A 12,839-nucleotide genomic window follows, 5' to 3' on the forward strand; every position below is an offset into this window, starting at 1 on the left:
TCGCCCGACCACCCCACGGAGACCGTGACTACCACCGCCAGTTCCGCGTCCCACTCGCACCACCTCTCCCCGGCCTTTCCCGGACGTGCCCCCTGGGGCACCGCGGGCAAGCTGCGGGCCTGGCAACAGGGGGCGATGGACAAGTACCTCCAGGCGCAGCCCCGGGACTTCCTGGCGGTGGCCACACCCGGCGCAGGCAAGACGACCTTCGCGCTGACGCTGGCGTCCTGGCTGCTGCATCACCACGTGGTGCAGCAGGTGACCGTCGTCGCGCCCACCGAGCACCTGAAGAAGCAGTGGGCCGAGGCCGCCGCACGGATAGGCATCAAGCTCGACCCCGAGTACAGCGCGGGCCCGCTCGGCAAGGAGTACGACGGCGTCGCCGTGACGTACGCCGGTGTCGGCGTGCGCCCCATGCTGCACCGCAACCGCGTCGAGCAGCGCAAGACCCTCGTCATCCTCGACGAGATCCACCACGCCGGTGACTCCAAGTCCTGGGGCGAGGCCTGTCTGGAGGCGTTCGAGCCGGCCACGCGGCGGCTCGCGCTGACCGGTACGCCGTTCAGGTCCGACACCAACCCCATCCCCTTCGTGACGTACGAGGAGGGCGACGACGGCATCCGCCGGTCGTCCGCCGACTACACCTACGGATACGGCTCCGCGCTCGCGGACGGCGTCGTGCGGCCCGTGATCTTCATGTCGTACAGCGGCAACATGCGCTGGCGCACCAAGGCCGGCGACGAAATCGCCGCCCGCCTCGGCGAGCCCATGACCAAGGACGCCGTCAGCCAGGCCTGGCGCACCGCGCTGGACCCGCGCGGCGAGTGGATGCCGGCCGTGCTGCGCGCCGCCGACCAGCGGCTCACCGAGGTCCGCAAGGCCGTCCCGGACGCCGGCGCCCTCGTCATCGCCTCCGACCAGGACTCCGCGCGGGCCTACGCCAAGCTCATCCGGGACATCACCGGCCACAAGCCCACCGTCGTGCTGTCCGACGACACCGGCGCGTCGAAACGGATCGACGACTTCAGCGCCGGCGACGACCGCTGGATGGTCGCCGTCCGCATGGTGTCCGAGGGCGTCGACGTACCGCGCCTCGCGGTCGGCGTGTACGCCACCACCATCTCCACCCCGCTGTTCTTCGCCCAGGCCGTCGGGCGTTTCGTACGGTCCCGGCGGCGCGGCGAGACCGCGTCCGTGTTCCTGCCGACCATCCCCGACCTGCTCGGCTTCGCGGGCGAGATGGAGCGCGAACGCGACCACGTCCTCGACAAGCCGAAGAAGGAGGGCGAGGAGGACCCGTACGCCGAGTCCGAGAAGGAGATGGAGGAGGCGAACCGGGAACAGGACGAGGACACCGGCGAGCAGGACATGCTGCCCTTCGAGGCGCTGGAGTCCGACGCCGTCTTCGACCGGGTGACGTACAACGGCGCCGACTTCGGCATGCAGGCCCACCCCGGCAGCGAGGAGGAGCAGGACTACCTCGGCATCCCGGGACTGCTCGAACCCGACCAGGTGCAGCTGCTGCTGCAGAAGCGGCAGGCCCGGCAGATCGCGCACAGCCGCAAGAAGCCCGCCGAGGAGGCCGACCTCCTCGAGCTGCCCGCCGAGCGGCGCCCGGTGGTCTCCCACAAGGAGATGATGGAGCTGCGCAAGCGGCTCAACAATCTCGTCGGCGCCTACGTCCACCAGAGCGGCAAGCCGCACGGCGTCATCCACACAGAGCTGCGCCGGGTCTGCGGCGGCCCGCCCTCGGCGGAGGCCACGGCGGGACAGCTGCGCCAGCGGATCGAAAAGGTGCAGGAGTGGGCCACGCGCATGCGGTGACCCGGGGGTGCGTATCGGGACATAGGGAACCACTTTCCGGCGAGAGTGCCCGGATTCTGGACGGAGCCTTCCGCTCACCGAACCGGCTCGCTACTGTCCCCGCTACGCACACGCCCCGTGGCAGCGCCGCCGCGGAGCGCAGCCGTGAAGCGACTGTGCCCGGGACACTGCCGGGCCGCCGGCCGATCGGCGGCCTCTGAAGCGCGTGACCGACGGGACTCGGTGACGCATCCGCCGCGAGGGGGCCGTCGACCTCACCACTAAGGAGTGGGCGTCGTGACCGCGGAGACCTCCCAGACGCTCGACAGGGGACTACGCGTCCTCAAACTGCTCGCCGACACGGATCACGGGCTGACCGTCACCGAGCTTTCCCACAAACTGGGCGTCAACCGGACCGTTGTGTACCGGTTGCTCGCCACGCTGGAACAGCATGCCCTCGTACGCCGCGACCTCGGCGGACGGGCCCGCGTCGGCCTCGGCGTGCTCAGGCTGGGGCGCCAGGTGCACCCGCTGGTGCGGGAGGCGGCGATGCCGGCGCTGCGGTCGCTGGCGGAGGACATCGGCGCGACCGCGCACCTGACGCTGGTGGACGGGTCGGAGGCGCTGGCCGTGGCCGTGGTGGAGCCGTCCTGGACGGACTACCACGTGGCGTACCGGGCGGGGTTCCGGCATCCGCTGGACCGGGGGGCCGCGGGCAAGGCGATCCTCTCCGCCCGGCAGCACTCCGCCGACGAACCCGGGTACACGCTGACACACGGGGAGCTGGAGGCGGGGGCGTGCGGGGCGGCCGCGCCGCTGCTGGGGGTGACGGGGGTCGAGGGCAGCGTGGGCGTCGTCATGCTGGCGGACGTCGTGCCGGAACGGGTGGGCGCCCGCGTGATGGACGCCGCCCGAGAAGTCTCCGACGCCCTCCGCTGACACCCCGCTGCGGCCAACCGCCCGCCCAGCCGCCGCCCCGCCGTCCCCGCGTGCGCGTCGCCCCGCCGTCCCCGCAGCCGCTGGCCCGCCGTCCCCGCGGGCGCGTCGCCCCGCCGTCCCCGCGGGCAGTCGTGCCGCAGGGCGGCACGGGTGGGCGCGACGGCACCCCGTAGGCGCCGGGCCGCGCCACCTCCTCCCGGGCCACACCAGCACCGGTGCGGTACTCGGCCGGGGGCGGGCTGCTCTGCCGGCACTTGCCGGGTGCCTCCCCCACTCTCGGCTTCTCCCCCACTCTCGGCTCCGCTCGAGCGGGAGGTACCCCCATGAGCGGGAGGTACCCCCACCGCCCACCCGTGCCGCCCTGGGGGCACCTCCCAGGCCCTCAAGGCACTGGGGGAGGCACGACTGCCCGCAGCGGCGGACGACTGCCTGCGGGGAGCGGCACGATCGCCCGCAGCTGCGGCACGTTAGATTGGCTGACGTGTTCTCTCGCCTCACGCGCCCCCAGAAGGCGGCCGCCCTAGCCACCCCCGTCGTGGCACTCCTGGCCACCGCCGGCCTCGCCCCCCTCCCCTTCTCCGTGGCGCAGCCCGGCATGACCGCGAACGTGCTCGGGGAGAACAAGGGTGAGCAGGTCATTACCATCTCCGGCGCCCCCGTACGGGAGACCACCGGCCAGCTTCGCATGACCACCATCGAGGCGACCTCCCCGGACACCCGCGTCGACCTCGCCGACGTCATCGACAGCTGGTTCAGCACCGACCAGGCGGTCATGCCCCGCGACTCGGTCTACCCCAGCGGCGACAGCGTCGAGGAGATCGAGCAGTACAACCGCAAGCAGATGAAGGAGTCCCAGGACGAGGCGACCAGGGCCGCGCTGAACCACCTGAACCTCCAGGACGAGGACATCGACGTCACCCTGAGGCTCGCCGACGTCGGCGGCCCCAGCGCCGGCCTGCTGTTCTCCCTCGGCATCGTCGACAAGCTGGACGGCGACGGCAGCGGCGGCGACCTCACCGGCGGCCGGGTCATCGCCGGCACCGGCACCATCGACGAGGACGGCACCGTCGGCCCCGTAGGCGGCGTGCCCCTGAAGACACAGGCGGCCAGGCGCGACGGCGCCACCGTCTTCCTCGTCCCCGAGGCCGAGTGCGCCGACGCCCGGGCGGAACTCCCCGAGGGTCTGCGCCTGATCCCGGTCACCACCCTCGACGGCGCCGTCGACGCCCTGATCGCCCTGGAGAAGGGCACCGGCAAGGTCCCTAGCTGCTAGCGGGCGTGAAGAAGTTGACGAGGTTGCCGTCGGGGTCGCGCAGCAGCAGCGACCGGTTGCCCCAGGGCATCGTGACGGGACCGTTGACGAAGTCGGTGACGAAGGCGCTCAGCTCCCGGTGCACCCGGTCCACGTCATCGACGCGGAACTCGATGATCACGCTGTGGTTGTCCGCCGGGCGCGCGGAGCCCGGGGCGAACAGCGGGACGGTGCGGGTGCTCGCGATCGCGAGCGTGGCGCCCGCGGTCCTGATCTCGGCGAAGTCCTCGTTGGCCCACGTCGCCTCCACCCCCGTGGCGCGCTCGTAGAACGCGACGAGGCGGGCGACGTCGCCGGTGATGACGCGGATCGAGACGAACTCCATGGAAATCTCCTTGGCCGTGCGGGAGGCGTGCACGCCACAGGCTAGGAGAGATAGAGGACAGAATCGGTCCGGTATGGACGTTAGGCTGCGGCCATGCCCCGACCCACCGGCCGCGTCCTGACCCTCCTGGAGCTGCTGCAGTCGGGCGGCACCCGGACGGTGGCCGAACTCGCCGACCGGCTCGGCGTCGAGGGACGCACGGTGCGGCGGTACGTGAACCAGCTGATCGACCTCGACGTACCCGTGGAGTCGGTGCGCGGCCGCTACGGCGGGTACCGGCTGGCCCCCGGGTACCGCCTGCCTCCGCTCATGCTCAGCGACGACGAGGCGCTGGCCGTACTGCTCGGCCTGGTCGCCGGCCGCCGGGCGGGGCTGACGACGGCGGAGCGCACGGCGAACGAGACGGCGGCCGCGAAGATCCGGCGGGTGCTGCCCCGGCACCTCGCCCGCCGGCTCGACACCCTCCTGGACGCCCTCGCCTTCACGGACCCGCCCGGCGCGTCCGACCCCCCGGACACCGGGATCCTGCTCACGATCGCCGACGCGGTGCGCCACCGCCGCCCGGTCTCCGTCCGCTACACCGACCGCGGCGGACGGTACAGCGAACGCACGCTGCACCCGTACGGGATCGTCGCCCACGGGGGCCGCTGGTACGTGACGGGCCAGGACGCCGAAGCCGGCGAGGACCGGACCTTCCGGCTCGACCGCGTCGTCTCCGCGAGAGCCCTGCCCGGCTCCTTCGAGGCACCGGCGGGCCCCGATCCGGCACAGCGCCTGCTGACCGGGATGGCCACGGCCGAGTACCGGCACCGGGTCACCCTGCGGATCCAGGGGACGGCCGAACAGATCCGCGCGCACATCCCGGCCAGTGTCGCGACCCTGGAGGAGCACGACGCCGCGCCCGACGGGTGGCTGCGCGCCGAGCTGCGGGCGGAGCGGCTCGACTGGCTGCCGCCGGTGCTCGCCGCCCTCGGCCGGCCGTTCGTCATCGAGCGCCCCGACGAACTCCGCGACCTCGTCCTCGCACTCGCCGACCGCCTCACGACGTACGCCCGCCGGACCTGACCGCGGGGACCCGGCGGCACCGGGCGGCGCGCCTCACCGGACGGTACGCCTCACCGGACGGTACGCCTCACCGGACGGTACGCCTCACCGGGCGGCGCCTCACCCCTCCTTGACGAACCCCTCGTCCACCATCCAGTCCAGCGCCACCTGGTGCGGGTCCTCCCCGTCGACGTCCACCTTGGCGTTCAGGGTCTGCGCCACGTTGTTGTCCAGCTTCTCCGTGACCGGGGCCAGGACCTCGGCGATGGCCGGCCACTCCTCGAAGGTGTCGGAGTTGATGGTGGGCGCCGCGTTGTAGTTGGGGAAGAACTTCTTGTCGTCCTCCATGACCACGAGGTTCATGGACTTGATGCGCCCGTCGGTGGTGAAGACCTCGCCGTAGGTGCAGGCGCCGTCGGCCGTCTGGGTGTAGATGATCCCGGTGTCCATCTGCGTGACGTTGCCCGCCGGGATGTCCATGCCGTACGCCTTCTCCATGCCCGGCAGGCCGTCCGCGCGGTTGGCGAACTCGCCCTCCACGCACAGCGTCACCGCGCCCGGGTCGGTGCGCGACAGATCCGCCACCTCGGAGAGGGTCCGCGTGCCGTACCGCTCGAAGTTCGCCTGGTTCATGGCCAGGGCGTAGGTGTTGTTCAGCTCGGACGGCTCCAGCCAGGTCACCCCGTTCTTCGCGTCCGCATCCCGCACCGCCAGCCACTGCTCGCGCGGATCGGGGATCGGTCTGCTGTTGCCCTGGTACGTGATCCATGCCGTGCCCGTGTACTCGAAACCGGCGTCCGCCTCGCCGTTGACGACCGCCTCGCGGGAGCCGACCGAGCCCTGGATGCCGGTCCGGTCGACGACCTCCGCGCCCGCCGCCTGGAAGGCGATGCCCATGATCGCCCCGAGGATCAGCTGCTCGGTGAACTCCTTGGAGGTCACGGTGAGTTTCGCGCCCTCCAAGGGCTTGCCCTGCCCGATCGAGCCCGGCTCGACGTCGTCGACCATGGGGGACCCGCTGGTCAGACCGCAGCCCGAGGCGAGCACGAGCAGGGCGGCGACGGCGAGGAAGAGGCGCACACGCCTCATGGCCCCGGCATGCCCCACGACCCCGACCGGTCTCATGGCCCCGGCATGTCCCACGACCCCGGCCGGTCTCATGGCCCCGGCATGCCCCACGACCCCGACCCGTCTCATGGCCCCGCCTCCAGACCCCGCGGCCGCAGCAGCAGTTCCGCCAGGGACGCCAGCCAGTCCACCAGCAGGGCGAGCGCGACCGTGAGGATCGAGCCCACCATCAGCACCGGCATCCGCTGGCTGGTGATCCCGGTGGTGATCAGCACGCCCAGACCGCCGCCCCCGCCGAAGGTCGCCAGCGTCGCCGTGCCGACGTTCAGGACCAGCGCCGTCCGGATCCCGGCGAGGATCAGCGGCACCGCGAGCGGCAGCTCCACCCGGGTGAGCACGCCCAGCGGGGACATGCCGATGCCGCGCGCCGCCTCCAGCAGGGTCGGGTCGTTGGCCCGCAGACCGGCGATGGTGTTGGCCAGCACCGGCAGCACGGCGTAGGCGATGATGCCGATCAGCGCCGCCCTGCGGCCGATGCCCAGCCAGATCACCAGCAGTGCCAGCAGACCGATCGCTGGGGTGGCCTGCCCCATGTTGGCGAACGCCATCGCGGCCGGGGTGGCCCGGCGGAACATGCGGCGGGTCAGCAGGATGCCCAGCGGGATCGCGATGATCAGCACGAAGAACGTGGAGATCGCGGTGAGCTCGATGTGCTGCCACAGCGCCTTGCTGACCTGCCCGTCCGACAGCGCGTTCCGGGTGAGCGCGTCGAGCTCCGCCTGCTCGAACCACAGCCACGTCGCGAGCAGTACGGCGATCAGCACCAGCGGCAGGAAGGTCAGCTTCTGCCAGGTCACCCGGGAGCGCTGCGCGGCCGTGGGCGGGGGAGTGGCGTGTTCCTCGTCGGAGTGTCCGCCGCCGTCGTCCCGGAAGACCAGCCCCCGCACCTCGTGCTCGCCCTCGGGCCGCCGCCCGGAGGAGCCGGAGGATCCGGACGCACCGGATGTCGAGCTCGTCACGCCTTCGCCTCCCCGCCGAAGCCCTCCTGCTCCGCGTGGGTCTGCGCGGCCCGCTGCTCCTCGAGATCGTGCTGGGCGTCCATCGCCTCCAGACGATCGGCCTCCAGCAGCTCGTGCACGGAGTTCATCAGCGTCTCCACGTCCACGACACCTTCGTACGCGCCCCGCCGCCCGGTGACCGGGACCCGGCCGGTGTTGTCGGTGAGGACGGCCTCCAGCGCGTCCCGCAGGGTCGCGTCCCGGGTCACCGTGTCGTGCACCAGCTGGCCCGCGCGGGCCAGCGAGCCCTTGGCGCGCATCATGTCGCCACGCCGCAGCCACTTGTACGGGCGGCCCCGCTTGTCGAGGACCAGCACCTCGTTGACGCCGCCCGCGCGGAGCTTGGTGAAGATCTCCTGGAGCGGGTCGTCGACGTTCACCGTCGGATAGTCGGTGATCCCCACGTCCCGCACCCGGGTCAGGTTGAGCCGCTTCAGGGCCGCCCCGGCGCCCACGAAACCGGAGACGAAGTCGTCGGCGGGGTTGGTGAGGATCGCCTCCGGGGTGTCGAACTGGGCGATGTGGGAGCGTTCGCGCAGCACCGCGATCCGGTCACCGATCTTGATGGCCTCGTCGAAGTCGTGGGTGACGAAGACGATCGTCTTGTGCAGCTCCCGCTGGAGCCGGATCAGCTCGTCCTGGAGGTGGTCCCGGGTGATCGGGTCCACCGCGCCGAACGGCTCGTCCATCAGCAGCACCGGCGGGTCCGCCGCCAGCGCCCGCGCCACGCCCACCCGCTGCTGCTGGCCGCCGGAGAGCTGACGCGGATAGCGGCCCTGGAACTCGCCGGGGTCCAGGCCGACCAGGTCCAGCATCTCCTCCACCCGCGCCCGCACCCGCGCCGACGGCCAGCGCAGCATCCTCGGCACCAGCGCGATGTTCTGCGCCACCGTCATGTGCGGGAAGAGCCCGCTCGCCTGGATCGCGTACCCGATCTTGCGGCGCAGCCGCACCGGGTCCATGTCGGTGACGTCCTCGCCGCCGATGCGGATCCGGCCGGCGGTGGGCTCGATCAGCCGGTTGATCATCTTCAGGAGGGTGGACTTCCCGCAGCCTGAGGGGCCGACAAGGATCACCGTCTCGCCCTCCCGGATGTCCATGGTGACGTTGTCGACGGCCGGCAGCGCACTGCCCGGGTACCGCTTCGTCAGCCCCTCCAGCTCGATGGTCGCCCCGACCGATCGGGGCTCCTCCGTCTCCGAGGCGTCGGAACCGGGCGCGGAATCAGCCATGGAACTAGGCACGGATCCCCCTGGGAATGGTCAGCCGCCCGATCAGGACGTACGCGGCGTCGAACAGCAGGGCGAGGACGATGATCCCGAGGGTGCCCGCGAGCACCTGGTTCAGCGCGTTCTTGCTGCCCAGCGAGGCGATCCCGCGGAAGATCAGGTTTCCCAGGCCCGGCCCCGAGGCGTACGCGGCGATGGCGGCGATGCCCATCAGCATCTGCGTGGAGACCCGGATTCCGGTCAGGATGGGCGGCCAGGCCAGCGGCAGCTCCACCCGGGCCAGCCGGGCGGTGCGCGACATGCCGATGCCCGTCGCCGCGTCCACCAGCGACGGGTCGACCCCGCGCAGGCCCACGATGGCGTTCCGCACGATCGGCAGCAGCCCGTACAGGGTCAGCGCGATCACGGTCGGCGGCACGCCGAGCCCCACGATCGGGATCAGCAGACCGATCATGGCCAGCGCCGGAATGGTCAGCAGGGTGGCGGTCGTGGTCGTGGCGAGGTTGCCCGCCCACTCGCTGCGATAGGTGACCACGCCGATCAGCACACCGAGCACGGTCGCCACCACCATGCACTGGAAGACGACGCTGGCGTGCTGGTAGGCGTCGATGAGCAGTTGCTGGTGCCGGCTCTCCAGGTACTCCCAGAAGTTCACACGTGCTCACCCCAGCTCGGCCAGGTCGGATCACTCGCCGAGCGCGGCCTGCTCCACCAGCGGGATGATCCGCAGCGGAACGGGATTCTCCATGACGATCGCCGTGGAGGCCCGGACGATGCCATCAAAACCGACGACGCGGTCGATCACCCGTTGAAGATCGGCGTTCGAGCGAGCCACCAGCCGGCACATCATGTCCCCGGTGCCGGTGGTGGTGTGCAGCTCCAGCACCTCCGGCACGGTCGCCAAGTGGGCCCGTACGTCCGCCCCTTGACCCTGCCGGATCTGCAGCGTCGCGAACGCCGTGACCGGGTATCCGAGGGCCGCCGGATCCACCTCGGGGCCGAATCCGCGGATGACTCCGTTCGACTGAAGCCGGTCGAGCCGGGCCTGCACGGTGCCCCGCGCCACGCCCAGCCGCCGGGACATCTCCAGCACCCCGATCCGCGGCTCCCGCGCCAGCAGCACGATGATCCGCCCGTCCAGATGATCGATCGCCGTACCGTCCTCCCAAATGGTCACCCTGTACAGAAAACCCGCCTGCACGGGCATCCGACTGCACACATTGCCCAGTGAATATCAGAACTATTGCGCACCTTGCAGGGCTGCCCCACCCTGCACCTATGACGCAGACCACAGACCACACTCCCGCAGCGACCACCCGGCAGGCCGACCCCTTCCCGGTCAAGGGAATGGACGCGGTCGTCTTCGCCGTGGGCAACGCCAAGCAGGCGGCCCACTACTACTCCACCGCCTTCGGCATGCAGCTCGTCGCCTACTCCGGACCGGAGAACGGCAGCCGCGAGACCGCGTCCTACGTGCTGGAGAGCGGCTCGGCCCGCTTCGTGTTCACGTCAGTGATCAAGCAGTCCACCGAATGGGGCGCCTTCCTCGCCGACCACGTGGCCGCGCACGGCGACGGCGTCATCGACCTCGCCATCGAGGTCCCGGACGCGCGCGCCGCGTACGACTACGCCATCGAGCACGGCGCCCGCTCCGTCACCGAGCCGTACGAGCTCAAGGACGAGCACGGCACCGTCGTCCTCGCGGCGATCGCGACGTACGGCAGGACCCGCCACACGCTGGTCGAGCGCAGCGGCTACGACGGCCCCTACCTGCCCGGCTACGTCCCCGCCGCCCCGATCGTCGAGCCGCCGGCCCAGCGCTTCTTCCAGGCGATCGACCACTGCGTCGGCAACGTCGAGCTCGGCCGGATGAACGAGTGGGTCGAGTTCTACAACAAGGTCATGGGCTTCACGAACATGAAGGAGTTCGTGGGCGACGACATCGCCACCGAGTACAGCGCGCTGATGTCGAAGGTCGTGGCCGACGGCACGCTCAAGGTCAAGTTCCCGATCAACGAGCCCGCCATCGCCAAGAAGAAGTCCCAGATCGACGAGTACCTGGAGTTCTACGGCGGCGCCGGCGTCCAGCACATCGCGCTGAACACCAATGACATCGTCCACACCGTCCGCCAGATGCGCGCGGCCGGCGTCCGGTTCCTGGACACCCCCGACTCCTACTACGACACCCTCGGCGAGTGGGCCGGCGAGACCCGGGTCCCGGTCGAGACCCTGCGCGAGCTGAAGATCCTCGTCGACCGCGACGAGGACGGCTACCTCCTGCAGATCTTCACCAAGCCGGTCCAGGACCGCCCGACGGTCTTCTTCGAACTCATCGAACGCCACGGCTCCATGGGCTTCGGCAAGGGCAACTTCAAGGCCCTCTTCGAGGCCATCGAACGCGAACAGGCCAAGCGCGGCAACCTGTAACGCCGCAGGCGTCCCCGCGGGCAGCCGGGCCTCCCCTCAAAGTACTGGGAAGGCCCGCCTGCCCGCGGACACGTGTGCTCGGCTCGGCTGCGCACGCCAGGCAGTTTCGTCGGATCAGAAGGCGCAAGCCAACAGGCCTCGGCTTCGGTGGTGCGCCGTGGCCGTCGGCTGGTCGGTCGGCTGTGCGGTGGTCGGGTGCTCGGGCTGGCAGATACGGCGCTGGGGCGGGGTACCGTCGAAGTGTTGCCGCACAACGGAGTTCGCCAGTGTCGCAGAGCATCGAGGCGCACACCGGCGCTCGGATCGCCCGTATCCGGAAGCAGCGCGGCCTGACACAGCAAGGGCTGACGATGCGGGCGCCCCTGTCGAAGTCGCTGTTGTCGAAGGTCGAGTGCGGGCAGAAGCCCGCTTCCCCGGCTCTTGTCGCCGCCTGTGCCCGCGCGCTGGGGGTCTCACACCTCCGACCTGCTACTGCCGTCCCCGCTCGTGGCACCCGCCGCTTCCGGAGCTTCCTCAGCCGCGCCGGAATCCGCCGCATCCGCTTCCACGACCTACGACACTCGGCTGCGACCCTGCTCCTGGAACAGGGCGTTGAACTCGTCATCAAGGAACTTCTCGGCCACGCTCACATCGGCGTCACCGCCGGCGTCTACGCCCACGTCCGACTCCGCCTCCAGCGTGACGCCATCGACGCCCTCGGCACCGCGCTCGGAAGCCCCACGATCACCGAAACAACCAACGGCGATGGCGACGAACCGCCACCCTGCGCCGCCCTCGTCCGCTGACGTTGCCGTCAACTACTGCCGTCATCCCACGCAGAAGCCCCGCCAGGACATACCTGGCGGGGCTTCAAATTTGCGACTGCTACCCAACATGGTTTGCGTCGCCCCGGATGGCGAGGTTGCACCTCGCCCTCCAACCGACGCAGCACCCCGGCGGCAGTTGCCGCACCGCCAGTAGGCATCAAGGGGCAGTCCGGCGGAACCTCTCAGGGCAGACGCAACCGATCCACCTTCAGCACCAACTTCATCTGCTCTGCGAGAGCAAGGTTCGCAGCCCCAGCCCGACGCATAAACCGAGTCGCGGGAAACTCGTCAGCGGGAAACTCCCCAAGGAAATCCACATCGCCCTTGGTTTCGGCTAGGGATGCTTCCCCGGCCTCGTCACCCTTCAGGAAGTACTCCCCTTCGTCACTCTGATATTCCGCCAGGAATTCGGCGATCTCCGAGCGGATTTCGGCGATCGAGATCGCCGAGTTCACTGCGGACTCTGGATCTGCCTCAAGGAAGCTTGACATCGCGGACACCGATACGGAGATGGCATCCGCTGCGAAGCCGGCGGCTTCTCCGCCGACATCCTCAAGGCGAGTGATCCAGCACTCTGCCTTCTCTCGGACCCGCGTGAGATCCGACGCCGAGGCCTGCTGGATACCGCGCAGGTCCAGCCACACCGCATCCAGTCCGTTGTTGATCCGGTAAAAGGAGTCTCCCTCTCCTGAATCATGAAGGAACGCCATGGATACCGATCGCACCTTCGTCGCACACAGAGCCGTGACGGCCAGCCGTTGGCGTGGGGTCAGCCGTGCGCACTCCACACGGACGACTTCGACGTCTTCGAGAAATCCCATCTCAATT

12 protein-coding genes and 2 pseudogenes are annotated in these 12,839 nt (G+C 70.4%); 7 read left to right on the forward strand and 7 right to left on the reverse strand.

Annotated features, from left to right (window positions below; all coding sequences use genetic code 11):
* Nucleotides 1-24: 24 nt before the first annotated feature.
* The 3 genes from AC5L3C_RS23200 to AC5L3C_RS23210 all read left to right on the forward strand — a co-directional run bounded on the left by AC5L3C_RS23200 (nt 25) and on the right by AC5L3C_RS23210 (nt 4,015).
* Nucleotides 25-1,824 carry a DEAD/DEAH box helicase gene (locus tag AC5L3C_RS23200; RefSeq protein ID WP_125506145.1) on the forward strand — a complete coding sequence of 600 codons (1,800 nt, stop codon included), beginning with the start codon at nt 25-27 and terminating at the stop codon, nt 1,822-1,824.
* 276 nt (nt 1,825-2,100) lie between these two features.
* A complete protein-coding gene (locus AC5L3C_RS23205) occupies nt 2,101-2,742 on the forward strand; it encodes an IclR family transcriptional regulator (RefSeq protein ID WP_493650654.1) in 642 nt (213 codons plus the stop codon).
* 481 nt (nt 2,743-3,223) lie between these two features.
* Nucleotides 3,224-4,015 carry a S16 family serine protease gene (locus AC5L3C_RS23210; RefSeq protein ID WP_493650655.1) on the forward strand — a complete coding sequence of 264 codons (792 nt, stop codon included), beginning with the start codon at nt 3,224-3,226 and terminating at the stop codon, nt 4,013-4,015.
* Here AC5L3C_RS23210 and AC5L3C_RS23215 read toward each other — a convergent pair.
* Complete coding sequence (locus tag AC5L3C_RS23215; RefSeq protein ID WP_493650656.1) at nt 4,005-4,379, reverse strand: VOC family protein; 375 nt, start codon at nt 4,377-4,379, stop codon at nt 4,005-4,007. The genes AC5L3C_RS23210 and AC5L3C_RS23215 overlap by 11 nt on opposite strands.
* 93 nt (nt 4,380-4,472) lie before the next feature.
* On the opposite strand from AC5L3C_RS23215, the gene AC5L3C_RS23220 reads away from it, so the two are divergent.
* Nucleotides 4,473-5,444, forward strand: coding sequence for a helix-turn-helix transcriptional regulator (locus tag AC5L3C_RS23220; RefSeq protein WP_493650657.1), 972 nt, complete (start codon nt 4,473-4,475; stop codon nt 5,442-5,444).
* A gap of 99 nt (nt 5,445-5,543) precedes the next feature.
* On the opposite strand, the gene AC5L3C_RS23225 is transcribed toward AC5L3C_RS23220, so the two are convergent.
* The 5 genes from AC5L3C_RS23225 to AC5L3C_RS23245 all read right to left on the reverse strand — a co-directional run bounded on the left by AC5L3C_RS23225 (nt 5,544) and on the right by AC5L3C_RS23245 (nt 9,955).
* Nucleotides 5,544-6,512 carry a glycine betaine ABC transporter substrate-binding protein gene (locus tag AC5L3C_RS23225; protein ID WP_493650658.1) on the reverse strand — a complete coding sequence of 323 codons (969 nt, stop codon included), beginning with the start codon at nt 6,510-6,512 and terminating at the stop codon, nt 5,544-5,546.
* A gap of 104 nt (nt 6,513-6,616) precedes the next feature.
* Entirely contained in the window at nt 6,617-7,510 is an 894-nt protein-coding gene (locus tag AC5L3C_RS23230; protein ID WP_493650659.1) for an ABC transporter permease, read from the reverse strand.
* On the reverse strand, nt 7,507-8,781 hold the full coding sequence (locus AC5L3C_RS23235) for a betaine/proline/choline family ABC transporter ATP-binding protein (RefSeq protein WP_493650660.1): 1,275 nt from the start codon (nt 8,779-8,781) through the stop codon (nt 7,507-7,509). The genes AC5L3C_RS23230 and AC5L3C_RS23235 overlap by 4 nt, the downstream gene beginning before the upstream one ends.
* Nucleotides 8,782-8,785: 4 nt before the next feature.
* The gene (locus AC5L3C_RS23240; protein ID WP_125506153.1) at nt 8,786-9,433 is read right to left on the reverse strand and encodes an ABC transporter permease; all 648 of its coding nucleotides are present in this window, start codon (nt 9,431-9,433) and stop codon (nt 8,786-8,788) included.
* Nucleotides 9,434-9,463: 30 nt separating this feature from the next.
* A complete protein-coding gene (locus AC5L3C_RS23245) occupies nt 9,464-9,955 on the reverse strand; it encodes an Lrp/AsnC family transcriptional regulator (RefSeq protein WP_493650661.1) in 492 nt (163 codons plus the stop codon).
* 101 nt (nt 9,956-10,056) lie between these two features.
* Here AC5L3C_RS23245 and hppD point away from each other — a divergent pair, with 101 nt between their 5' ends.
* The 3 genes and pseudogenes from hppD to AC5L3C_RS23260 all read left to right on the forward strand — a co-directional run.
* Nucleotides 10,057-11,205: a 4-hydroxyphenylpyruvate dioxygenase gene (hppD, locus tag AC5L3C_RS23250; RefSeq protein WP_493650662.1), complete on the forward strand. Its 1,149-nt coding sequence runs from the start codon at nt 10,057-10,059 to the stop codon at nt 11,203-11,205.
* Nucleotides 11,206-11,471: 266 nt separating this feature from the next.
* Nucleotides 11,472-11,651 (forward strand): annotated as a pseudogene (locus AC5L3C_RS23255) (helix-turn-helix domain-containing protein); the annotation flags it as partial.
* Nucleotides 11,652-11,684: 33 nt separating this feature from the next.
* A pseudogene (locus tag AC5L3C_RS23260) lies at nt 11,685-11,990 on the forward strand (tyrosine-type recombinase/integrase); the annotation flags it as partial.
* Nucleotides 11,991-12,193: 203 nt separating this feature from the next.
* Here AC5L3C_RS23260 and AC5L3C_RS23265 read toward each other — a convergent pair.
* Nucleotides 12,194-12,832, reverse strand: a complete 639-nt coding sequence (locus AC5L3C_RS23265; RefSeq protein ID WP_493650663.1) for a hypothetical protein — start codon at nt 12,830-12,832, stop codon at nt 12,194-12,196.
* Nucleotides 12,833-12,839 lie beyond the last annotated feature (7 nt).

The organism is Streptomyces speibonae (genome assembly GCF_984686075.1).

Bases quoted from the DNA above. Each gene is read 5' to 3' on its own strand.
- hppD (WP_493650662.1), top strand. From the start codon at position 10,057: ATGACGCAGACCACAGACCACACTCCCGCAGCGACCACCCGGCAGGCC.
- AC5L3C_RS23225 (WP_493650658.1), bottom strand. From the start codon at position 6,512: ATGAGGCGTGTGCGCCTCTTCCTCGCCGTCGCCGCCCTGCTCGTGCTC.
- AC5L3C_RS23215 (WP_493650656.1), bottom strand. From the start codon at position 4,379: ATGGAGTTCGTCTCGATCCGCGTCATCACCGGCGACGTCGCCCGCCTC.
- AC5L3C_RS23220 (WP_493650657.1), top strand. From the start codon at position 4,473: ATGCCCCGACCCACCGGCCGCGTCCTGACCCTCCTGGAGCTGCTGCAG.
- AC5L3C_RS23265 (WP_493650663.1), bottom strand. From the start codon at position 12,832: ATGGGATTTCTCGAAGACGTCGAAGTCGTCCGTGTGGAGTGCGCACGG.
- AC5L3C_RS23235 (WP_493650660.1), bottom strand. From the start codon at position 8,781: ATGGCTGATTCCGCGCCCGGTTCCGACGCCTCGGAGACGGAGGAGCCC.